Below are 20404 nucleotides of genomic sequence, written 5' to 3'. Positions count from 1 at the left end.
CCGCGTGCGTTTATTACTGGTTGAGGATGACGTGGCGCTGGGTGAAGGCATTCATCAGGCGCTGGGCCGCGAGGGTTACACCGTCGACTGGCTCAAGGACGGCAGCAGTGCGTTGCATGCGCTGCTCAGCGAAACTTTCGATGTCGCCGTGCTCGATCTCGGTCTGCCGCGCATGGACGGCCTGCAAGTGCTGCGCCGCCTGCGCGACAGCGGTTCGAATCTGCCGGTGCTGATTCTTACCGCGCGCGACGCCACTGAAGATCGCATCGCCGGGCTCGACGCCGGGGCCGACGACTACCTGATCAAACCGTTCGACCTGGACGAACTCAAGGCACGTCTGCGCGCCTTGTTGCGGCGCAGTGCCGGGCGCGCCCAGGCGTTGATCGAACATGCCGGCATCAGCCTCAACCCGGGCACCCAGCAAGTCAGCTATAAGGGCCAGCCTGTGGCCCTGACGCCCAAGGAATATCAGTTGCTGCACGAACTGCTGTCACCGCCGGGCCGGGTGATGACCCGCGATCAACTGATGCAGCTGCTTTACGGCTGGAATGAAGAAGCCGAAAGCAACACCCTCGAAGTGCACATTCACCACCTGCGCAAGAAGTTTTCCACCGACCTGATCCGCACCATTCGCGGTGTTGGTTATCTGGTGGAGGAGCGTCGATGACCTCGATCCGCCGCCGCACGCTGACCTTGATCATCGGCTTGTTGCTGGCCGGTCTCGCGGTACTCAGCACCTTCAACCTGCACGACAGCAACCACGAAATCGCCGAGGTCTACGACGCACAATTGGCGCAGAACGCGCGCCTGCTGCAAGGTGTGATGCGCATGCCCCTAGCCAGCAAACAGCACGCCGAACTGTACCAGGCATTCAACTCGGCGCTGGGCGAAGCGGTGCCGCGCGGCGAAGGTCATCCTTACGAACGCAAAATCGCTTTTCAGGTGTGGAATCCTGCCGGTGATGTGCAGGTGCACACCGCCAGCGCACCGTCCTTCAAGGCACCACCGACGCAGCCCGGCTTCAGCGATGTGGTGGACCTGAACAATCGTCACTGGCGCGCCTTTCTCCTCGAAGACAAACAGAACGGCCTGCGCATCTGGGTCGGTGAGCGCGACGATGTGCGCGCCGATCTGGTTGACCGCATCGTCCGCCACACGCTGTGGCCGAACGTGGTCGGCAGCTTGCTGCTCGCAGCGATGGTCTGGCTGGCGATCGGCTGGGGCCTCAAGCCGTTGGCGAACATGGCCGAGACGTTGCGCGCCCGCCACAGCGGTTCGCTGGAACCGTTGCAACTGGCGCCGCTGCCCAGTGAGCTGGAACCGATGCAAGCGGCGCTCAATCGCATGCTCGCGCAGATCCAGGAAGTGCTTGGCCGCGAGCGGCGCTTTATCGCCGATGCCGCCCACGAAATGCGCACGCCGCTGGCGGTGCTGCGCGTGCATGCACAGAACCTGCAGGAGGCCGGCACCGAGCAGGAGCGGCGCGAATCGCTGGCGTTTCTGATCGCCGGGGTCGACCGCACCAGTCGCCTGGTCAACCAGTTGCTGACCATGGCGCGCCTGGAACCGAAACCCAATCCGCCGCCGCTGCGACGCATCGACCTCAGCGAAACCGTGCGCAACAGCCTCGTGCAACTGACGCCGTGGCTGCTGAGCAAGCATCTGGAATTGATCTTCGAGGTCGACGACCAATCGGCCTACGCATACGCCGACTCTGCCGCCATCGATATCGCCCTGAACAACCTGATCACCAACGCGGCCAATTTCTCTCCAGAGCACGGGACCATCACCGTGCAACTGAGCCGGACCGACGGTTTCTGCCATTTGATCGTAGAAGATCAGGGGCCTGGCATTGATGAGACGGATCGCGAGCGCCTGTTTGAACGCTTCTACAGCCGTGGCAATGCGCAGGGTGCGGGATTGGGGCTGACCATCGTCAACACCATCGCGATCCGTCTGAGTGGACGGGTTGCCTTGGTCAATCGGCCAGCCGGCGGGTTGCGCGCGACGTTATCGATTCCTGCTGACGTATGACCCGGGTAACAGGCTCAGGGCACGCCCAATGATGGCGTCGAGTCCGGTTGGCCGGCGGGTGGCGCGGTGGCACGTGGCAAGGTTTCCGGTACGGCCAGCCACAGCAGCATCAACGCCACTGCCGCAACCGCTGCCAACGTCAGAAACGCCGCGCTGTACCCGGCGGCCTGCACCACAAAACCTGCCAGACCATTGCTCAACGCCGCGCCCAACCCGAACACCGTCGACAGCGCGCCGAGACTGACGTTGAAACGCCCAGTACCACGGGTCAGATCCTTCACCACCACCGGAAACAACGCACCGAAAATCCCCGCGCCGATGCCGTCGAGCAACTGCACCGAGACCAGCCACCAAGGGTCGTTGGACAACACGTAAAGCACGCCGCGCAACGGCAGGATCAGGAAGCCTGCGAGCAACAACGGCTTGCGTCCCCAGATATCCGCCTTCGCCCCGACCAGCAACGCGACGGGCACCATGACCAGTTGCGCGGCAACGATGCAGGCAGAGGTCAGGGGCGTGGCCATCTGCAAATTGGCCTGTGCCAGTTTCTGGCTCACCAGCGGCAACATCGCTGCGTTCGCCAGGTGGAAGAGCGCGCAGCACACGGCAAACATCAGCAGCGGTTTGTTGGTGAGCAGCACCGACAAACCAGACGGTTGCGCGCCATGTCCGCTGCCGCCGGGGTCGAGGCCGCGCGCGAGATCATGGTCGATGGCTTTGGGTGAAACAAACGAGACAGCGATAACGCTGGCAATCGCCATCGCCGCCATCAGATAAAACACCGCGACGGGGCCGAACAGGTAGGCAAACAACCCGGCCAACAGCGCCGCGCAAGCGTTGCCGGCGTGGTTGAACGTTTCGTTGCGACCGGTGCGGCGGGTGAAGGCGCGCGGCCCGGTAATGCCTAAAGTGATCGCCGAAATGGCCGGCGCAAAAATCGACGCGGCGACGGCGCTCAGCGCTTGAGTCAACGCCACCAGACTGAATGAGGTCACGAACGGCAGCAGCAGACAACTCCCGGTCACCAGCAGCGCGGCAATCGCGATCAGCGCGCGTTTGTAGCGGGTGTTGTCGACCAGAGCGCCCGCCGGTGTCTGGGTGATGAGCGCGGCGATCCCGGCAATGGTCATGACCAGACCGATGCTCGCCGGGTCCCAGTGGTGAACCGCCAACAGGTAAATTGCCAGATACGGGCCGAGCCCGTCCCGCACGTCGGCAAGGAAGAAATTCAGGCTATCGAGTGACAGATTATTCCGGCGATCGAGGTGAGTGGCCACGGGCAGCATCTTCGGTGTTCGAGGTCGTGCGAATTGAATCAACCTCCGCAGATTGAGTGACCTGTCGCCCGTATATTTAGTTGCATGGAGCGGCTGCAATCAGCCGCCCGGCAACACGGCCAATCGCGCTCAGATCGATCGCTGGTTGACCCGCGCCATCAATTGCTCGGCGCTTTCCTTGCGCTCGGAATAGCGGTCGACCAGATGCGCCTGTTGATCGCGCAGCAGCACGGTGAACTTCACCAACTCTTCCATCACATCAACCACACGGTCATAGAACGGCGACGCTTTCATCCGCCCCGCTTCGTCGAATTCCATATAGGCCTTCGGCACCGAGGACTGGTTGGGGATGGTGAACATGCGCATCCAGCGGCCCAGCACGCGCAACTGGTTGACCACGTTGAACGACTGCGAACCGCCGCAGACCTGCATCACGGCGAGGGTTTTGCCCTGGGTTGGGCGTACCGCACCGAGTTCCAGCGGGATCCAGTCGATCTGCGCCTTGAACACCGCGGACATGGCGCCATGACGTTCCGGTGAGCACCAGACCTGCCCTTCCGACCACAGCACCAGATCGCGCAGTTCCTGCACTTTGGGATGGTCGACCGGAACGTCGTCGGGCAGTGGCAGACCGGACGGGTTGAAGATCCGCGTTTCGGCGCCGAAGTGTTCGAGCAGGCGTGCGGCCTCCTCCACCAGCAAACGGCTGAAGGAGCGATCGCGGGTCGAGCCGTAGAGCAGCAGAATGCGCGGTTTATGCGCGTCCGCTTGCGGCGGTTTGGCGTTATCAAACAGATTAAGATCGAGGTTGGGCAGTTCGGACATAAATCCTCCTTAAAGCGTGCCGATTTGGTCGAGCGCGGTTTTCAGTTCATCGCGGCTGAGGGTTTCAAAGGGCAGGTCGAGGAAGGCTTGGCAGCGTTGGCCGATGCGCGCCAATGTCGCGCGGAAGGCCGCGTCAATCATGGCTTCGTCGCCCGTCACGTCGGACGGATCCTCCAGCCCCCAGTGGGATTTCAGCGCCGGGCCGAAATACACCGGGCAGGTCTCGCCGGCGGCTTTGTCACACACGGTGATGACAATGTCTGGCGGGTTGCTTTCAAAGGCGTCGTTGCCTTTGCTGTGCAAACCGTCGATGGCGATGCCGGCCTGTTGCAGCGTTAAAAGGCTGCGCGGCAACACCTGGCCTTTGGGGAAACTGCCGGCACTTACCGCTTCGAATCTCGTCGGTGCCAGATGATTGAACATGGCTTCAGAGAGGATGCTGCGGCAGCTGTTGGCGGTGCACATGAACAGGATTCGCATGGTTTGCTCCAATCGCAGGTTCAGCAACAGGCGGCTTCGCGAACCGGACGACCGTCCATGTTCTGCAAGCGCGCGGCGTTGTCTTTGAGCCAATCGGTGTTGGCTGTGGAGGTCACTTGCAGGATTTCCCGAACCCAATCGGGCAGGTCCGGATTGAGCCGGTAATAGACCCACTGCCCCTGACGGCGATCAAGCAGCAAACCATTGCTGCGCAGTTGCGCGAGGTGGCGGCTGATCTTCGGCTGGCTGTCGCCGAGTGCGCACATCAACTCGCAGACGCAGAGTTCACCTTGATCGGCGATGAGCAGCATGGCCCTGACGCGGGTTTCGTCGGCGAGGCTCTTGAAGACTTCGGTGGGGGTGATCATGGGAGGGGCTCAGCACATATGGAAATTCGAATATACGGATATCCATATATAAATCAACCCGGCAAATGCAGTGCTGATGAAGGACCAAGAGTCCGAGTTTCGGCTGTACAGCGTCTACACTTCCTCAAGATCTGCCCGGCATCTCGTCGTAGCTTGGCTCATAGCAAACCTATACGAGTATGCGGACATGAGGGCTTCAAAGACTTTCGCGATTGCACCTGCGTTGTTGATCCTGAGTTTGTATTGCGAGGCGTATGAATCAGATGTTCATTATGGGCTGACCTACTGGCTGTCAGCTCAGGCAGGTTTCGACGCTCAGCAGACTCAGGAAATCGCCCGACAAGACGAACTCACTGATACCGGGATGCTCGACGCAAAGCACTCCATCGTGCTCCACCTCTGTCTACTGAGAGACGTAAAAGCCAGCGAACAGACAAGAGCCCTGCATTTCCGCGCGCAACACCCGGCGCCAGCACTTCCCTCAGAGCGCCCGGTTGACGAGGGTGCTCCCTATGCCCGGACTCAGGTGGACAGCAAAATTGCCGATGGTCATCACGAGTTGCCAGAGCAGCAATCAGGTTTTGGTCAGGCACTTCATGGGTATCAAGACAGCTTTTCCCACAAAGGTGTAAGTAATCGCTTCCGGCCATGCCCGACAAACTGGATATGGTCCCATCCGGTCGACAAAGGTAACGTCTTTTCTCACGTCGCTGACCAGACATTCAAGGACATCCCGAAATGTGTAACCGCCGCTGAAAAAGTCTATGAATTCATGCTCAAGTACAGAGCGTCACTGAGCCTCGACTCAACCCCGAAAGCCTGGGACGATCTGCGAGACCCTGTCGAATCGTTCTGCAAGACCTCAACAAAAGTGGATAAGGCCCAGTGGTACCAGGAGCATGGCGTGCCTCAAGCCAACGCTATCGCGAAGAACACTAGCCTGGATGACGGCGGTCGTAGTTTTTACCGCGAGGACCGGATCGACCTGCGCCCAGGACCTGTCGTAGCGCGTATCGCACAGTCGACGGCCAAGGTTCCGGAGTATGAGCGACAAGAACCCAATTGGGTGCCAACGGGTGATCCGGATGCCAATTTCAAATCAGAAACGATGTATCCGCACATCAAGTACGACGAAAAAGCCCAGGAACGTGCGGAGTCTTTTCTCAAGGCATGGCTAACTGCGCCTCCGGACAAACTGGAAGCAGCATTGGCACCTTACTTTGAAAAGAAAACCCTGTCTGAGGATGAGCATGAATTTTCGTTGTTGCGACGCCTTCGCCTCAAAGATCAGGGCCAACAGAGCGTGGAGAAATTGTCGTTGAAATCACAGGACGTTAATCCTGAGGATTACATCTTGCTCAACGAAGAAAACTGGCAGTCAGCGCTCATTCCTCCCAGAGGTCTGAAATCACCTGTACTGGTGAGCGAGGTCGACGGGGAGTTTGTGGTTATTGCGATTCTGCGCAATGCACCCAACGAAGTGGTGTTGATCAAGCAAACGAAAGACCTGGAGTTCAAGCAACCCGATAGCTTTATTTTCCATTGAGAGGTTGTGAGAGTTCTCACGGAGTTCGCTTCTGCCCGGCAAGGTTGCCTTACGCAGGTCTGCCACGTATCGGAATAAGCCACAACGCCATCAGGTTTCCTGCCTGATGGCGGTGCTCGGTTGAAGGAATCACACGGCCGACCGCTAGCCCGCGCGATGGCTATTGGCGTTGTGTCCGTGCAGTAGTCCTGGTACCCCCCCAGAACGTAACACTCTCAGCCAACGAGGCAATTACAAATCAATCAGAGTAGATTTTGTATCAGAAACAACCTCCAGTTCCTCTACAGCCAACTTCATATTGGTCGCCAACTGAGTCAAATACGCATGTCGTCGACCATCCATATATGACAAAGAACCTGCCCTGCTTCGCAGTTCTTTGATTGCATCAATCGCTGAATGGTACTGCCACTCCATCGCTTCAATCATGGTCGAATGATCGGTACGCTCGAAGAACTCTTTACCAATAAGCGTCGCCTGCAAGCGGTTATCCGGACTCGCACGACTAACGAAACGCTGATCCTTGACATCCTGTTCCGTGACCTTGAACAATTTCTTCAAGGCAGGCTGCTCCAATATCAGAAACCCACAATTATGGGCGAGCTCTCCTGTAGGCAGGAGGGTATCTTCAATGAGCAGCACATATCCATCATCGTTCAACGAGCTACGTAAAACCTCTCCTTTGAAAATACTCGAAACCCAAGCGCTTGCTGGTATTTCATGAAGCAAATTCGCCATCACGACAAGATCAAATTTTGAGGAGTTATTACAGACGTCTTGGGGATCTGAAAACACCCGTTTTTGTGCATCACTGTAATGAGATGATACTTTCTCAATACAAAGTGCACGCGTGTCCGCGTCAGGTTCCAAGGCGTAATATGAAAAAAACTCATCAAACTTTCTTTGATTTTGTACTACATGCTCAACCAGTCCGTCGAGGAGGCGTCCTTGACCAGCCCCGAAATCCAGTAAATTCACTGCCCGCTTGTAATTCTCCCTGATTGCATCAATTACCTGCCTGACTTGTAAATCACCTGATTTATAAGCGACGGTTATTGGCGGAATCAAACACTCAGCAGCAAATGCATTGAACGCAAAGCGTTCCGCACTGACACAGTAATCAATCAGTTTCTCACCGCTGCCTTCGCCACCGAGCAAGGCCTCTACAACTTTAGGCAGATCCTTGCCAGCGTTAATAAATTCTCCTGCGTTACCAAACCAGATTGATCTTGGGAAAATAGCTGCCAAGTGTGCAACCAAGGAGATGCTATGTGTGGCTATCCAGATTTGGCATTGGGGCGCACACTCTAACATAAGGTCAAGCAATCGATTAATTACATGAGGATGCAAATGCAGTTCGGGTTCATCAATCAATAGAGGTATTCTCATTTCCTTGAGAGCGCCCGAGTTAAACAGAACGATCCAGCGCAGCAGACGCGCTTGCCCTTCGGATAAACTGATTTCGCTTAACTCGATTCCACCCAACTGACCAGAGTATGAAAGCTCTAAGCCAAGTAATTCCTTTGTCATTGAAGAAAGCTCTTCAAATCTCTTACCTATCCACGGCTGAATAGCAAGAATATTTATCTCCCCCTCCCTCGCCTTTTCATTCTCTATCTCCTGACGAACTCTTTTGCACACATCCAGCAAATAAGATATTGGCGAAGACAATAACCCTTGGTGAGAAATATCTGCAAGATCCCTAGTCGTCCCTATTGACAGCCTCGCGATATGATTCCGCGTATATTCAAGCGGCCTCTTCAGAAAAGAAGCCACGGCCATATAATTATTCAGACTTTCCGTTTCACTTTCGTCCGCACAAAACTGTAACTCAAGACCGCTCGACGCTTTAAGCTGAGCCACATCGTGCTCATACGACTGCATTAGACCGCCATAGCTATACACGTCTACATCAAACTTCCGCGGTTTGGAATTATACAAGTGAGCGGGAGACTCCAAATCCGCGAGACGCTCTTTCATCTTCTCGTACCCATGTTGCAGGCATTCATTTAATAACCAGTCAATCGCGGAAAAAAGTCGAGTTTTCCCGCAACCATTGCTTCCAGTTACGACGACCAGCCTGTCCAGATTACTCATTGGGCGCGAGTGGAGTTGGAGCGACCTTGAAATATGCGAATTTATACTTAACGAGGTAATTTTCATTTCTGATCATCCTTGATATAGCTGTTGATTCATAATCCACTGGGGGAAGGATTTGCCGCTAACGGGCAGCTAATATTCTTAGTTAAAAAATAGAATGTGATGTGACTACCTATGATGAGTCTGCTCAGACGCAAAAATCTTACCAGCCATGAAGGAGTTCCCGCGATCATTTATTTGTCGCCATAACCTGTCTCCCTGTCAATACATCTTGCTCCGCCTCACATAACCCCACCACATAATCCCAGACCACCCGCAGCCGCACCGATTTGTGCAACTCGCGCCGCGTGCTGATCCAGTAACTGCGCTCGATGCTTTCATCCGGCAGCAGCGGCACCAGATCAGGATCCGACTCGGCCATGTAGCACGGCAAAACCGCAATCCCCAATCCCGACCGCGCGGCCTCCTGCTGGGCGATGACGCTGGTGCTGTGAAACACAACCCGAGGGCTGCGGCAGAAGCTATTGAGAAACATCAGTTCCTGGCTGAACAACAAATCGTCCACATAACCGATCCACGCATGCCGCCCAAGGTCTTCGCGGCTGTGCAGCGGCGGCGCTTTATCGAGATAGCGCTGGCTGGCGTACAGCGCCAAGCGATAGTCCGTCAGTTTGCGCGTCACCAGCATGTCCGCCGCCGGGCGTTCCAGATGAATGCTGATTTCCGCCTCACGGTTGAGGATGCTGACGAAGCGCGGCACCGCGACCAGTTCCACTTCCAATCCCGGATAGCGCTCGAACAAGCCGATCATGCGACTGGCGAGAAACTTGATGCCCAGCCCTTCGGTGACGCCGACACGAATCTTGCCCAGCGGCGCGGTGGATTGAGTGATCTCTTCCTGCGCCAGCAGCGCAACGTTTTCCATCGCTTCAGCATGTTTAAGCAGCGCCTCTCCCGCCGGGGTCATTTCGTAGCCTTGCGCATGCTGGACGAACAGCGCGGTGCCGAGGCTTTTTTCGATGGCTTCGATGTGGCGGGCGACGGTGGCGTGGGTGGTGTTGAGACGGCGGGCGGCGGTGAGCAGGCGACCGCTGCGTTGCAGTTCGAGAAAAAACCGCAGGTCGTTCCAGTCGAACATGGCGTGTCCTTGTCGGCTATGGTCTATGCAGGCTGTTTGAAAACGCACAGCGGCTGCGCAAAAACTAACATTCTTTTGACGAAAGCTAACAACTAGAGTGTCCGACAATAAAAACAAAAAGCGAGGTCAGGGAATGCAGACTTCCCTCGATGAATACGACTACATCGTGGTCGGCGCCGGCCCTGCCGGGTGCTTGCTGGCCAATCGGCTGTCGGCTGATGCGCAACAGCGCGTGCTGTTGCTCGAAGCCGGCGGCCGCGACAACTATGCGTGGATTCACATTCCTGTCGGTTACCTGTTCTGCATCGGTAACCCGCGCACCGACTGGTGCTTCAAGACCGAACAACAACCAGGCCTGAATGGCCGCGCACTGAGTTATCCGCGCGGCAAAGTGTTGGGCGGCTGTTCTTCCATCAACGGCATGATCTACATGCGCGGCCAGGCCAACGACTACGATGGCTGGGCAGCAGAGGGCAATCCGGGTTGGGCGTGGAACGATGTGCTGCCGTTGTTCAAACAAAGCGAAAACCATTTTGCCGGGGATGCTGAATTTCACGGCGCCAAGGGTGAATGGCGCGTCGAACAACAGCGCTTGTCGTGGCCAATTCTGGATGCGTTTCGCAGTGCCGCCGAGCAGAGCGGCATTGCCAGCATCGATGACTTCAATCAGGGCGACAACGAGGGTTGCGGCTACTTCCAGGTCAATCAGAAATCCGGGGTGCGCTGGAACGCGGCGAAGGCGTTTCTCAAACCCGTGCGTGACCGAGCTAACCTCACGGTACTGACCGGGGTTGAGGTTGATCGGGTGCTGCTGGAGGACGGTCGCGCATCAAAAGTCAGTACGCGTCACGAAGGTCAGATCAAGCAGTTCAAGGCACGAAAAGAGATTGTCTTGTGCGCCGGTGCTGTCGGCTCGCCGAGCATTTTGCAGCGCTCCGGGATTGGCCCGCGACCGCTACTGGAACGCCTCGGTATCGGGGTGATTCATGAGTTGCCCGGCGTTGGTGGCAACCTGCAGGATCACCTGCAATTGCGCCTGATCTACAAACTGGAAAACACCCGCACGCTCAACCAGATCGCTGGCAGCGTGTGGGGCAAGATGGGCATGGGCCTGCGTTATCTGTATGACCGCAGCGGGCCGTTGTCGATGGCGCCGAGTCAGTTGGGCGCGTTTGCGCGGTCGGGGCCGGAGCAGACCTCGGCGAATCTTGAGTACCACGTGCAGCCGCTGTCGCTGGAGCGCTTTGGCGAGCCGTTGCACAGCTTCCCGGCGTTCACCGCGTCGGTGTGCGACCTGCGTCCGCAGAGTCGTGGGCGCATTGAAATTCGTTCGGCGGATCCACAAGAGGCGCCGCTGATTCAACCCAATTATCTGAGCCATCCTGAAGACCTGCGCGTGGCGGCGGATGCGATTCGCCTGACTCGCCGTATCGTCAGCGCCCCTGCCCTGCAAGCGTTCAAACCGGTCGAGTACCTGCCCGGCGCCCACCTGCAAAGCGAAGAACAGTTACAGGAAGCCGCAGCGAAAATCGGCACGACGATTTTCCACCCGGTCGGCACCTGCCGCATGGGCAATGACGGTGACGCGGTGGTCGATGTGCAACTGCGCGTTCATGGCGTGCCCGGCTTGCGCATCGCCGACGCCTCGATCATGCCGCGCATCACCTCGGGCAATACCTGTTCGCCTACGCTGATGATTGCCGAGAAGGCTGCTCAACTCATTCTCAATTCCAAAGCTGTAAACACCGTGCCTGTGGGAGCGAGCTTGCTCGCGAAAGCGGTAGATCATTCAACATAGACGTTGACTGACAGGACGCCTTCGCGAGCAAGTTCGCTCCCACAAGGTTTCGTAACATTCAAAGGCATCGCGCATCACCCGGACACGCAACACCAGTGGAACAACAAAAACAATCACTGTGAGGGATACCGATATGTCAGAACACGCTCAGCCGCTGGACGCCGCGAGCGGCGCCAGCACCAGCAATGCCACGCAAAAAGTCATCTTCGCCTCATCACTGGGAACAGTGTTCGAGTGGTATGACTTCTTCCTCTACGGCGCGCTCGCGGCGGTGATCAGCAAGCAGTTTTTCGCCGGAGTCAACGACACCACGGCGTTCATCTTTGCGCTGATGGCCTTCGCCGCAGGCTTTATCGTGCGGCCGTTCGGCGCGTTGGTGTTCGGTCGGTTGGGGGACATGATCGGGCGTAAATACACCTTTCTCGCCACGATTATCTTGATGGGCGTGGCGACGTTCTGCGTCGGCCTGCTGCCGACTTACGCCAGCATCGGCATCGCCGCACCGATCATTCTGGTGGTGCTGCGCATGCTCCAGGGCCTGGCGCTCGGCGGTGAATACGGTGGCGCCGCGACTTATGTGGCAGAGCACGCGCCGATCGGCAAACGCGGTTTCCACACCAGCTGGATTCAGTCGACCGCGACCCTCGGCCTGTTGCTGTCGCTGCTGGTGGTGCTCGGTTGCCGCTACTTCACCGGCGACCAGTTTGAAGTGTGGGGCTGGCGCATTCCGTTCCTGCTGTCGATCGTGCTGCTGGGCATTTCCACCTGGATCCGCCTGAGCCTGCACGAGTCGCCGGCATACCTGAAAATGAAAGAGGAAGGCAAAACCTCGAAAGCGCCGATCCGCGAATCCTTCGGCAAATGGGAAAACCTCAAAGTCGTGCTGATCGCCCTGTTCAGCATCAACGCCGGGCAAGCGGTGACCTTCTACGCGGCGCAGTTCTACGTGCTGTTCTTCCTGACCCAGTTCCTGAAAATGGACCCGGCGGTGGCCAACACCTTGCTGATCATCAGCGTGGTGATCGGCGCGCCGTTCTTCATTATTTTCGGCTGGCTGTCGGACAAGGTCGGGCGTAAACCGGTGCTGATGCTGGGCTTGCTGCTGGCCACGGCGCTGTACTTCCCGATCTTCAAATCCCTCGCCCACTACGCCAACCCGGCGATTGATCAGGCCAGCCGTCAGGCACCGATCACCGTGCTGGCGGATCCGGCGACCTGCACCTTCCAGTTCGACCCGGTGGGCAAGGCCAAATTCGACAGCCCGTGCGATAAGGTCAAAACCTTCCTGGTCAAGCAAGGCCTGCCCTATTCCAGCGCCGCCGCCCCGGCGGGCAGCGCCGTGCAAGTGAGCGTCGGCGACGTCAAACTCGATGGCTACGACGAGGCCGCCCTGCGCGGCGCGATCACCCTGGCCGGCTACCCGCAACAGGCCGATCTGCAGCAGATCAACAAACCGATGATCGTCGCCCTGATCGTCGCGCTGATCATCATCTCGGCCATGTGCTACGGCCCGTTGGCGGCGCTGATGGTCGAACTGTTCCCGACGCGCATTCGCTACACCTCGATGTCGCTGCCGTACCACATCGGCAACGGCTGGTTTGGCGGCTTCCTGCCGACGGTGTCGTTTGCGCTGGTGGTGTACACCGGGGACATCTTTTACGGGCTGTGGTATCCGGTGTTGATTACCGGCGTGAGCCTGGTGGTGGGAATGATCTGTTTGCGTGAGACGAAGAATATCGATCTCGACAAGAACTGAAACTCAACCAGACAAATATCGGCGAGGGCTTTTACCCTCGCCGTTTTTTTGCTCAGGCATCAGCCTTGATCACCTCGAACTTCACCTGATCCGGATAAAACGCCACGTAGTCGCGGATCGGCGTGACTGACACTTTCGGATTTTCATAAGTCCACACCGCATTCGCCCCCTCATGCCCCGGCACTTGCAGGCTGAAGTAGTTGGCGTCGCCCTTGTACGGGCAATAACTGGTGTGGTCGGTGCGGGCGAAATACTTTTCGTCGATGTCTTCGCGGGGGACGTAATAGACCGGCGGGTAGTTGGCTTCGTTGAGGATCAAGACGTGGGAGGACGCGGCGACCTGGATGCCGTGGAATTTCACCAGCAGACAGCCGGGAAGTTGTTCGAGGGTAATGACGGGACTGGGGCCAGGGCTTTTCATGGGGTTCTCCTGAATACGGCGAAGAGACCGGTTCAGGTATAGCCCATCGGTTCTGGTTGGGGTGGATTTACAGCCGAACGGCCCATCAACTTCAAAAGCCCCTCACCCCAGCCCTCTCCCCGAGGGAGAGGGAGCCGATTGGGGGATATTGGCGAGATTCACCGACTTGAACGATTGGCTTTGAATCCATAATCGACTCGATTTTTCAGGTCGATGGATTTCGCCAGACAACTCGGTCAGTCCCCTCTCCCACTGGGAGAGAGAACCAATTGGGGATATTGACGAGATTCACCGACTTGAACCATTCGCTTTGAATCCATAATCGACTCGATTTTTCAGGTCGATGGATTTCGCCAGACAACTCGGTCAGTCCCCTCTCCCACTGGGAGAGGGTTAGGGTGAGGGCCGCTCTTCAGGCATCACGCAACGATATCAGTCGCCACCGCCTGCCCCACCACACCCACAGCAAAGTCCACCGAACCCTGCCCCGTCAGGTCAACCATCAGGCTGGTCTGATTGGTCTGCGCGAAGTAAGTCAAAATCGCATCGCCCGCATGCCCTGTAAAACCGCTGACAAAGTTCAGCGAGGCTGCGCCCGTGGCAAAACCGGCGATCCCCGACAAGTCGATCTTGTCCAGGCCACTGGTGAAATCCATGATCCAGTCCGGCGCGGTCATGGTCGAATCGCTGGCAGCGCCGAACACAAAGGTGTCTGCACCGGCACCGCCCCACAGCGTATCGCCACCGCCACCACCGTAAATGATGTCGTTACCGGCACCGCCGACCAGTTCGTTGGCAGCCGCATTGCCGATCAGCAGGTCATTGCCGGAACCGCCGATGGCATTCTCAACGGTCACACCGTAAGCAATCGACACGTTGCCGACCAGACCACCGACATCAGAGAACGAACCTTCATTGAGGTTGATCTTCTGGTGCTGGCTGAAACCGGAGAAATCCAGGGTGTCGTTACCGCCGCCATCCCACACCGAGAACACCACTTTCGACGCCGCCGAAGTGGCGCTGTAGAAATCGCGTTCGGCGTTGGAGTTGAAACCGTAGATGGTGTCATCGGCACGGGTCGCGTAGTTGGCGCCATAGAGTTTTTGCACCGCGACAATATCGTCCAGCAATGGCGCCGAGGCGTAGGCGCCGCTGCCGTCCTTGCTGAAGTTCTGGTCAGTGTTGGCTTCGCTCCAGTAGCTCATCAGGCTGTAGCCACGGGTGTCTTCGGCGTACTTGGCGTCGTTATAGGTCGGGTTACCGTTACCGGCGTTGTAGGCGCCCGGGTGCGACAGGCCCAAGGTATGGCCGATTTCGTGGGTCAGCGTCTGGCGCCCGTAGTTGTTGGTGTCCGGGGTTTTGTTGACCTGATATTGATCGTTGATCAAGTACCACGACTGGCCGTCATAGCTGCCGCCGCTCGGCAGATAAGCGAACGCTGCGCCACCGGTGCTGACGTCATAGTTGCCGAAGCTCATGTGGCCATCGCCGCCCTTGCCTTCAGTGAACGTGACGTTGGCGACGTCGGCCCAGGATTGCATGGCCAGCACGGCCTGAGCTTTTTGCTGGGCGCTGAACTCGCTGAAGTTGCCCAGTTTGACGTTGTAGTTCGCCGGTTTTTCGCTCAGGAAGGTGTAGCTGAGGTCGATTTTGCCATCGGCGTTCTTGTCGCCCCACGACAGGTTCTTGCGCAGGATTTCGTCGGCAGCCTGGTCGGCGGTGAACGACGGTTTACCGTTGACCAGACCGTTACCACGGTCATACAGGTGGCTGAACGTATCGATTTGGTCGAAGGCGCTGCTGGTTTTGGATTTGGCTTGAGCCATGGTGGACTTCCTTGTTTCTGAGTAGTCAGTGTCGACAGACCACGGCGATCTTCTGGCGAGATCGTCCTGTCACTCGCGTGTTTTGCATCGCCGAAAAACCTGACACAGGGGTAAACCGGGCGCTAATCAATTTCTCGATAGCCGGGCCTGCGTCCCGGTATTTCCCGTCATGCGCTGCAATGCTTTTTATCTGTATATCCATACAGATAAAAGTTGCCCCTGAGGCCAAGTCCGGCCATTCTGTGCACCTGTTCGGACCTTGATCGACGAGGGTGGTTATGCGGTTGTACCTCTGTGAAAAACCTTCCCAGGCCAAAGACATTGCGGCTGTGCTCGGCGCCAGGCGTCGGGGCGACGGCTGCTGGCTGGGAACGGACGTCACGGTGACCTGGTGCATCGGCCACTTGCTCGAAACCGCCCCGCCGGACGCCTACGACGCACGCTACAAGCGCTGGGTGCTGGCGGATCTGCCGATCATTCCGGACAAGTGGAAGATGACCGTCAAACCGCGCACGGCCAGCCAGTACAAAGCGGTCAAGCGCCTGCTCGGTGAAGCCAGTGAACTGATCATCGCCACCGACGCCGACCGTGAGGGCGAGATGATCGCCCGGGAACTGGTCGAGCATTGCCGATATCGCGGGCCCATCCGCCGTTTGTGGCTGTCGGCGCTGGACGAAGCGTCGATCCGCAAGGCCCTGGCCGCGCTGAAACCGGGGGCCGAGACGTTCAGCCTGTATCACTCGGCGCTGGGTCGCTCGCGGGCTGATTGGCTGATCGGCATGAACATGAGCCGCCTGTTCACCCTGCTCGGTCGGCAATCGGGTTATCAAGGCGTGTTGCCGGTAGGCCGCGTGCAGACGCCGACTCTGCGTCTGGTGGTCGACCGCGACCGCAGCATCGCCGATTTCGTGCCGGTGCCGTATTGGGCGATCGATGTCGAGTTGCTACACAACGGCACACCGTTCACCGCACAGTGGCGCGCGCCGTCGGATGCCTGTGATGATCAGGATCGCTGCCTGAATCAGGCGCTGGCCCAGCACGCCGCAGTTGCGATGAAAAGCGCTGCCAGTGCCCGGGTGGTCAAGCTGAAAACCGAACGCATGCGCGAAGTGGCGCCCCTGCCCTTCGATCTCGGCACCTTGCAGGAAGTCTGCTCGAAGAAACTCGGCCTCGGCGCGCAGGAAACCCTCGACATCGCCCAGGCACTCTACGAAACCTACAAAGTCATCACCTACCCGCGCAGCGATTGCGGTTATCTGCCGCTGAGCCAGCACAGTGAGGCACCGGCGATTCTCGCGGCGTTGCGTCAGGCCGATCCGAGCCTAGAAGCGCTCAACGGGTTTCTGGAGCCGCAACGCAAATCCCGCGCGTGGAACGACGCCAAGGTCAGCGCGCACCACGGCATCATTCCCACCGCTGCGGCGAAGAATCTCGAACGCCTGACCGGCAAACACCGCGCGGTCTATACGCTGATTCGCGCACGCTATCTGGCGCAGTTTCTGCCCAACCACGAATACGATCGCACCCAGGCTGATTTCGATTGCGCCGGCGAAGCCTTGCGCGCAGTCGGCAAGCAGATCATCGAAGCAGGCTGGAAGCGAGCGCTGCCCGAGGCCCTCGCACCGGCCAAAGGTCGCGAGGCACCAGCACCGCAAACCTTGCCGACACTGAGCCAAGGCATCGACTGCGCGGTGGCTGAGGTCAAGTTCAAAGATCTGTGGACGCAACCGCCCAAGCCTTATACCGAGGGCGATCTGATCAAGGCGATGAAGAACGTCGCCAAACTGGTGGAAGATCCGCTGCTCAAACAGAAGCTCAAGGACACCACCGGCATCGGCACCGAAGCCACCCGCGCCTCGATCATTCAGGGTTTGCTCGATCGTGGCTATCTGGTGAAAAACGGCAAGGCTCTCGCCGCCACCCCTGCTGCGTTCAGCTTGATCGACGCCGTACCCCGCGCGATTGCCGATCCAGGCACTACCGCGATCTGGGAGCAGGCACTGGACATGGTGCAAAGTGGAGAGATGAGCCTGGAAGAGTTCGTCACCAAACAGGCGGCGTGGATGAGCAAGCAAGTCATCCGCTGTTCCGGCCTGAGCCTGAGCATCAGCGGCCCGCCGCCTGCCGGCAAAGCCGCGACCCCGTGGAAGAAGAAACGTAAATCGACCCGCAGCAAAACCGCAGGCACCACCAGACGCACGGCGAAACCTGCGAGCAAATAAAACCCGCTAGTGTTTCTGCAAGGCTCATCACTTTCAGGAACCCGGCGCATGGCCAATATCGAACTGCACCCAGCTCAGCGCGATGAGTTGGAAATCATCGAAAACCTCATGCAGTTCTACATGTACGACTTCAGCGAATGGTTGCCGCTGAAGCTCGCCGGGCACGGCTTCTTCTCCATCCAGCCGAAAACCGAATACTGGCGTCACCCGGCCACTCAACCGTTGCTGATTCGCGTCGACGGCGAACTCGCCGGTTTCGTGACCGTCGATAACGAAACCCACCTCGCCGGCGCCGAACACAACATCGGCTACTTCTTCATCGCCCGACGCTTTCGTGGCCAAGGCGTCGCGCAGTTTGTCGTCTCTGCCCTCTTGAGCCGGATCCCCGGTCAGTGGCAGATTTTCCATATCGACGCCAACCTGCCGGCACAGCGTTTCTGGGCCAGGCTGGTGCCTGTATTGACCGGCGGCGATTTCACCCGGCAGCAGCGCGATGTGGACGGTTATCCGTGCACGTTCTACCGCCTGCGCACGCCTTTTTCCGTTGCCTGAACGGATCCTTTCTCATTCCAAAACTGCTTTGTCCGACAATATGTAGTGAACAAAAATAATCACTACAAAACCGTTGACGGCATCGTTTTGCTTTTGCATGATGAAGACGTTCCCCGATCGGGAACATCGGTAACACGCTTGAGCAAACTCGTCTGACCGCCGAGTTGTTTTTTCCGGATACACGCTGCCCACAAGGCAGATTGAAGAAGCTGACCTGGCCTGAACGTCCAGTACAAGGACGAGAAGCGCTGGCGAAAATTCTCAAGACGCTTGTGGTCGACACTGAAACTGTCGTCAAGGAGCCTCCCGGTTTTCGCTGCTTCTCCTCGTTGTGACGCTATTGCGTAGCAGTTATTCAACACGACTACATGCAACAGATGCACGACCCCGTACTTCTCACGGGCGAGCGCTGACGTCCTGGTTTCGGTGCCAGGGATCAACTAACCGATGGGCTACCTGTATTAGCGAATCAACTTTGAAAGATCACCAGACTGGTCAAGGGGCAATATCATGAATCTGAACAATCAACCTACTATCGAAGAACTGGCTCGTATGTTCGCTGCGCAGAAAGACAGCCACGACAGCCATATTCTGTGGATCAGCAAGTCGGGGCAGGTGCATATCGACTGCCTGGCGACCCATGCTGACGAAGACGAGTTCGACCGCAATCATCAGAACCTGCTGGCCCGCCTGAAGATGTACCGCCGTGGCCACGGTTATGTCGGCAAAAAAGCCGCGGCCGACAAGGACTTCATCGGTAATGTTCTGCAAACGCTGAAACAGGCGTGGGACTCGATGCAGAACAACAACGGTGTTCGGGTGATTGATCGGTTTTACTAAGTTAGTCATTAAATAATTGAAAGGCCTGCTTCCTTAAAGGAAGCAGGCCTTTTTTGTTCGCTTGCATTGATTTGGCGTGACTGGAATTGTAGCCCCTCACCCCAGCCCTCTCCCGAGGGAGAGGGAGCCGATTTGCGCTGCGCTCAAAATTTTAGTTCGGCTCAAAACTTTCAGGTCGGCGTAAATCGCACAAACACCTCGGTCAGTCCCCTCCCGAGGGAGAGGGGGCCGATTTATGGTGCTTTCAGAACCAGAGTTCGGCTCAGGTTTCTCAGGTCGGCGTAAATCGCCCAAGCACCTCGGTCAGTCCCCTCTCCCTCTGGGAGAGGGTTAGGGTGAGGGGCTTCCCATGCCCAACACCAATTCCACAAACGCCACCGCCGCCGCACTGTGATAATTATTGCGCCGTCGCAACAACGCCGCCCCACGCTGCGGCGCATCACTCTCGACGCGCAACCGGCGCAACGCCCGATCCTCAGTCGCAATCGCCTGCGGCAGCATCGTCGCCAGCGGCGAATGCCGCACTACCTCGAGCAACGTACTCACCGAATTCACCTCGATCCGCACCTGCGGTGTAATCCCGTGCTGGCGGAAATACTCATCCACCGATAACCGCGTAATAAAGTCCGGCGCCAACAGGGCAAAGTCCAGTGCAGCAATATCTTCCGTCATCAGCACCGAGTGGCTGTCATACAGCGGATGCTCACGCCCGACCATGATCCCCAACGTTTCGGTAAACGCCGGAATGCATTCGATATCGGCATTGCGCACCGGCGTAAACGCAATCGCAATATCCAGCGAGTCATCCGCCAGCCCCGCCTCAATGTCGTCCATCGACAGCTCGAAAATCTGCAAATGAATCCCCGGATACCGCGCAGCAAAATCGCGCACCAACGGCCCGACCAGATAGGCCATGAACGTCGGCGTCATCGCCAGGCGCAAGGTCCCGCGAGACAAATCCTTCACGTCATGCAACGCGCGCTTGCCCGCCTCCAGCTCCACCAACACCCGCCGCGCGCATTCGATATAGGCCGCGCCGGCATCTGTCGGCTTGACCGTGCGCGAAGTGCGATCAAACAAGTTCACCCCAAGGGTTTCTTCCAATTGGCGAATTTGCTGCGACAGGGTCGGTTGCGACACATGCAGCGCCTCGGCGGCACGGGTGAAGCCGCCGTGATCGGCAACGGCCAGCAGATAACGCAAATGTCGCAGCAGCATGGGAAA

17 protein-coding genes are annotated in these 20404 nt (G+C 57.8%); 8 read left to right on the top strand and 9 right to left on the bottom strand.

From position 1 onward, the window contains the following. The first annotated feature begins 4 nt into the window (after positions 1 to 4). Complete coding sequence (locus WA225_RS08185; protein ID WP_422607551.1) at positions 5 to 667, top strand: response regulator; 663 nt, start codon at positions 5 to 7, stop codon at positions 665 to 667. After that, positions 664 to 2034 carry an ATP-binding protein gene (locus WA225_RS08180; protein ID WP_422607550.1) on the top strand — a complete coding sequence of 457 codons (1371 nt, stop codon included), beginning with the start codon at positions 664 to 666 and terminating at the stop codon, positions 2032 to 2034. The genes WA225_RS08185 and WA225_RS08180 overlap by 4 nt, the downstream gene beginning before the upstream one ends. Positions 2035 to 2048: 14 nt before the next feature. On the opposite strand, the gene WA225_RS08175 is transcribed toward WA225_RS08180, so the two are convergent. The 4 genes from WA225_RS08175 to WA225_RS08160 all read right to left on the bottom strand — a co-directional run bounded on the left by WA225_RS08175 (position 2049) and on the right by WA225_RS08160 (position 4984). Then, a complete protein-coding gene (locus WA225_RS08175; RefSeq protein ID WP_422607549.1) occupies positions 2049 to 3311 on the bottom strand; it encodes an MFS transporter in 1263 nt (420 codons plus the stop codon). A 129-nt stretch (positions 3312 to 3440) separates the two neighbouring features. Continuing rightward, positions 3441 to 4136 (bottom strand): arsenical resistance protein ArsH, encoded by a 696-nt coding sequence (gene arsH, locus WA225_RS08170; RefSeq protein WP_422607548.1) that lies wholly within the window; start codon positions 4134 to 4136, stop codon positions 3441 to 3443. A gap of 9 nt (positions 4137 to 4145) precedes the next feature. Next, on the bottom strand, positions 4146 to 4616 hold the full coding sequence (locus tag WA225_RS08165; RefSeq protein ID WP_422607547.1) for an arsenate reductase ArsC: 471 nt from the start codon (positions 4614 to 4616) through the stop codon (positions 4146 to 4148). A 20-nt stretch (positions 4617 to 4636) separates the two neighbouring features. Beyond that, the gene (locus WA225_RS08160; RefSeq protein WP_422607546.1) at positions 4637 to 4984 is read right to left on the bottom strand and encodes a metalloregulator ArsR/SmtB family transcription factor; all 348 of its coding nucleotides are present in this window, start codon (positions 4982 to 4984) and stop codon (positions 4637 to 4639) included. 187 nt (positions 4985 to 5171) lie between these two features. Here WA225_RS08160 and WA225_RS08155 point away from each other — a divergent pair, with 187 nt between their 5' ends. Beyond that, positions 5172 to 6530, top strand: coding sequence for a hypothetical protein (locus WA225_RS08155; RefSeq protein ID WP_422607545.1), 1359 nt, complete (start codon positions 5172 to 5174; stop codon positions 6528 to 6530). A gap of 231 nt (positions 6531 to 6761) precedes the next feature. Here WA225_RS08155 and WA225_RS08150 read toward each other — a convergent pair whose 3' ends face one another. Together WA225_RS08150 and WA225_RS08145 are read right to left on the bottom strand one after the other, a co-directional pair. Next, positions 6762 to 8690 (bottom strand): AAA family ATPase, encoded by a 1929-nt coding sequence (locus tag WA225_RS08150; protein WP_422607544.1) that lies wholly within the window; start codon positions 8688 to 8690, stop codon positions 6762 to 6764. Positions 8691 to 8856: 166 nt separating this feature from the next. Further along, positions 8857 to 9765, bottom strand: a complete 909-nt coding sequence (locus WA225_RS08145) for a LysR family transcriptional regulator (protein WP_422607543.1) — start codon at positions 9763 to 9765, stop codon at positions 8857 to 8859. Between the two features lie 133 nt (positions 9766 to 9898). Here WA225_RS08145 and WA225_RS08140 point away from each other — a divergent pair, with 133 nt between their 5' ends. Together WA225_RS08140 and WA225_RS08135 are read left to right on the top strand one after the other, a co-directional pair. Continuing rightward, positions 9899 to 11563 carry a GMC family oxidoreductase gene (locus WA225_RS08140; RefSeq protein WP_422607542.1) on the top strand — a complete coding sequence of 555 codons (1665 nt, stop codon included), beginning with the start codon at positions 9899 to 9901 and terminating at the stop codon, positions 11561 to 11563. Positions 11564 to 11696: 133 nt separating this feature from the next. Next, a complete protein-coding gene (locus WA225_RS08135; RefSeq protein ID WP_422607541.1) occupies positions 11697 to 13319 on the top strand; it encodes an MFS transporter in 1623 nt (540 codons plus the stop codon). A 52-nt stretch (positions 13320 to 13371) separates the two neighbouring features. Here the strand turns inward: WA225_RS08135 and WA225_RS08130 are convergent, their stop codons facing one another. Together WA225_RS08130 and WA225_RS08125 are read right to left on the bottom strand one after the other, a co-directional pair. Continuing rightward, entirely contained in the window at positions 13372 to 13740 is a 369-nt protein-coding gene (locus WA225_RS08130; RefSeq protein ID WP_422607540.1) for a DUF427 domain-containing protein, read from the bottom strand. A gap of 419 nt (positions 13741 to 14159) precedes the next feature. Next, positions 14160 to 15566: a serralysin family metalloprotease gene (locus tag WA225_RS08125; protein ID WP_422607539.1), complete on the bottom strand. Its 1407-nt coding sequence runs from the start codon at positions 15564 to 15566 to the stop codon at positions 14160 to 14162. Positions 15567 to 15844: 278 nt separating this feature from the next. Here WA225_RS08125 and WA225_RS08120 point away from each other — a divergent pair, with 278 nt between their 5' ends. The 3 genes from WA225_RS08120 to WA225_RS08110 all read left to right on the top strand — a co-directional run bounded on the left by WA225_RS08120 (position 15845) and on the right by WA225_RS08110 (position 19180). Then, positions 15845 to 17788, top strand: a complete 1944-nt coding sequence (locus tag WA225_RS08120) for a DNA topoisomerase III (RefSeq protein WP_422607538.1) — start codon at positions 15845 to 15847, stop codon at positions 17786 to 17788. A gap of 48 nt (positions 17789 to 17836) precedes the next feature. Further along, positions 17837 to 18340: a GNAT family N-acetyltransferase gene (locus tag WA225_RS08115; protein ID WP_422607537.1), complete on the top strand. Its 504-nt coding sequence runs from the start codon at positions 17837 to 17839 to the stop codon at positions 18338 to 18340. Positions 18341 to 18850: 510 nt separating this feature from the next. Then, positions 18851 to 19180, top strand: coding sequence for a hypothetical protein (locus WA225_RS08110; protein WP_422607536.1), 330 nt, complete (start codon positions 18851 to 18853; stop codon positions 19178 to 19180). 330 nt (positions 19181 to 19510) lie between these two features. On the opposite strand, the gene cynR is transcribed toward WA225_RS08110, so the two are convergent. Beyond that, the gene (gene cynR / locus WA225_RS08105; RefSeq protein WP_422607535.1) at positions 19511 to 20398 is read right to left on the bottom strand and encodes a transcriptional regulator CynR; all 888 of its coding nucleotides are present in this window, start codon (positions 20396 to 20398) and stop codon (positions 19511 to 19513) included. Positions 20399 to 20404 lie beyond the last annotated feature (6 nt).

This window comes from Pseudomonas sp. (genome assembly GCF_049300855.1).
Lineage (GTDB): Bacteria > Pseudomonadota > Gammaproteobacteria > Pseudomonadales > Pseudomonadaceae > Aquipseudomonas.
This window is presented reverse-complemented; position numbering and strand designations above follow the sequence as displayed.

What these genes read in the sequence shown, in the direction of transcription:
- arsH (WP_422607548.1), bottom strand. Translation starts at nt 4,136, where the DNA reads ATGTCCGAACTGCCCAACCTCGATCTTAATCTGTTTGATAACGCCAAA.
- WA225_RS08145 (WP_422607543.1), bottom strand. Translation starts at nt 9,765, where the DNA reads ATGTTCGACTGGAACGACCTGCGGTTTTTTCTCGAACTGCAACGCAGC.
- cynR (WP_422607535.1), bottom strand. Translation starts at nt 20,398, where the DNA reads ATGCTGCTGCGACATTTGCGTTATCTGCTGGCCGTTGCCGATCACGGC.
- WA225_RS08155 (WP_422607545.1), top strand. Translation starts at nt 5,172, where the DNA reads ATGAGGGCTTCAAAGACTTTCGCGATTGCACCTGCGTTGTTGATCCTG.
- WA225_RS08150 (WP_422607544.1), bottom strand. Translation starts at nt 8,690, where the DNA reads ATGAAAATTACCTCGTTAAGTATAAATTCGCATATTTCAAGGTCGCTC.
- WA225_RS08165 (WP_422607547.1), bottom strand. Translation starts at nt 4,616, where the DNA reads ATGCGAATCCTGTTCATGTGCACCGCCAACAGCTGCCGCAGCATCCTC.
- WA225_RS08120 (WP_422607538.1), top strand. Translation starts at nt 15,845, where the DNA reads ATGCGGTTGTACCTCTGTGAAAAACCTTCCCAGGCCAAAGACATTGCG.
- WA225_RS08130 (WP_422607540.1), bottom strand. Translation starts at nt 13,740, where the DNA reads ATGAAAAGCCCTGGCCCCAGTCCCGTCATTACCCTCGAACAACTTCCC.
- WA225_RS08160 (WP_422607546.1), bottom strand. Translation starts at nt 4,984, where the DNA reads ATGATCACCCCCACCGAAGTCTTCAAGAGCCTCGCCGACGAAACCCGC.
- WA225_RS08135 (WP_422607541.1), top strand. Translation starts at nt 11,697, where the DNA reads ATGTCAGAACACGCTCAGCCGCTGGACGCCGCGAGCGGCGCCAGCACC.
- WA225_RS08110 (WP_422607536.1), top strand. Translation starts at nt 18,851, where the DNA reads ATGAATCTGAACAATCAACCTACTATCGAAGAACTGGCTCGTATGTTC.
- WA225_RS08115 (WP_422607537.1), top strand. Translation starts at nt 17,837, where the DNA reads ATGGCCAATATCGAACTGCACCCAGCTCAGCGCGATGAGTTGGAAATC.
- WA225_RS08180 (WP_422607550.1), top strand. Translation starts at nt 664, where the DNA reads ATGACCTCGATCCGCCGCCGCACGCTGACCTTGATCATCGGCTTGTTG.
- WA225_RS08140 (WP_422607542.1), top strand. Translation starts at nt 9,899, where the DNA reads ATGCAGACTTCCCTCGATGAATACGACTACATCGTGGTCGGCGCCGGC.
- WA225_RS08125 (WP_422607539.1), bottom strand. Translation starts at nt 15,566, where the DNA reads ATGGCTCAAGCCAAATCCAAAACCAGCAGCGCCTTCGACCAAATCGAT.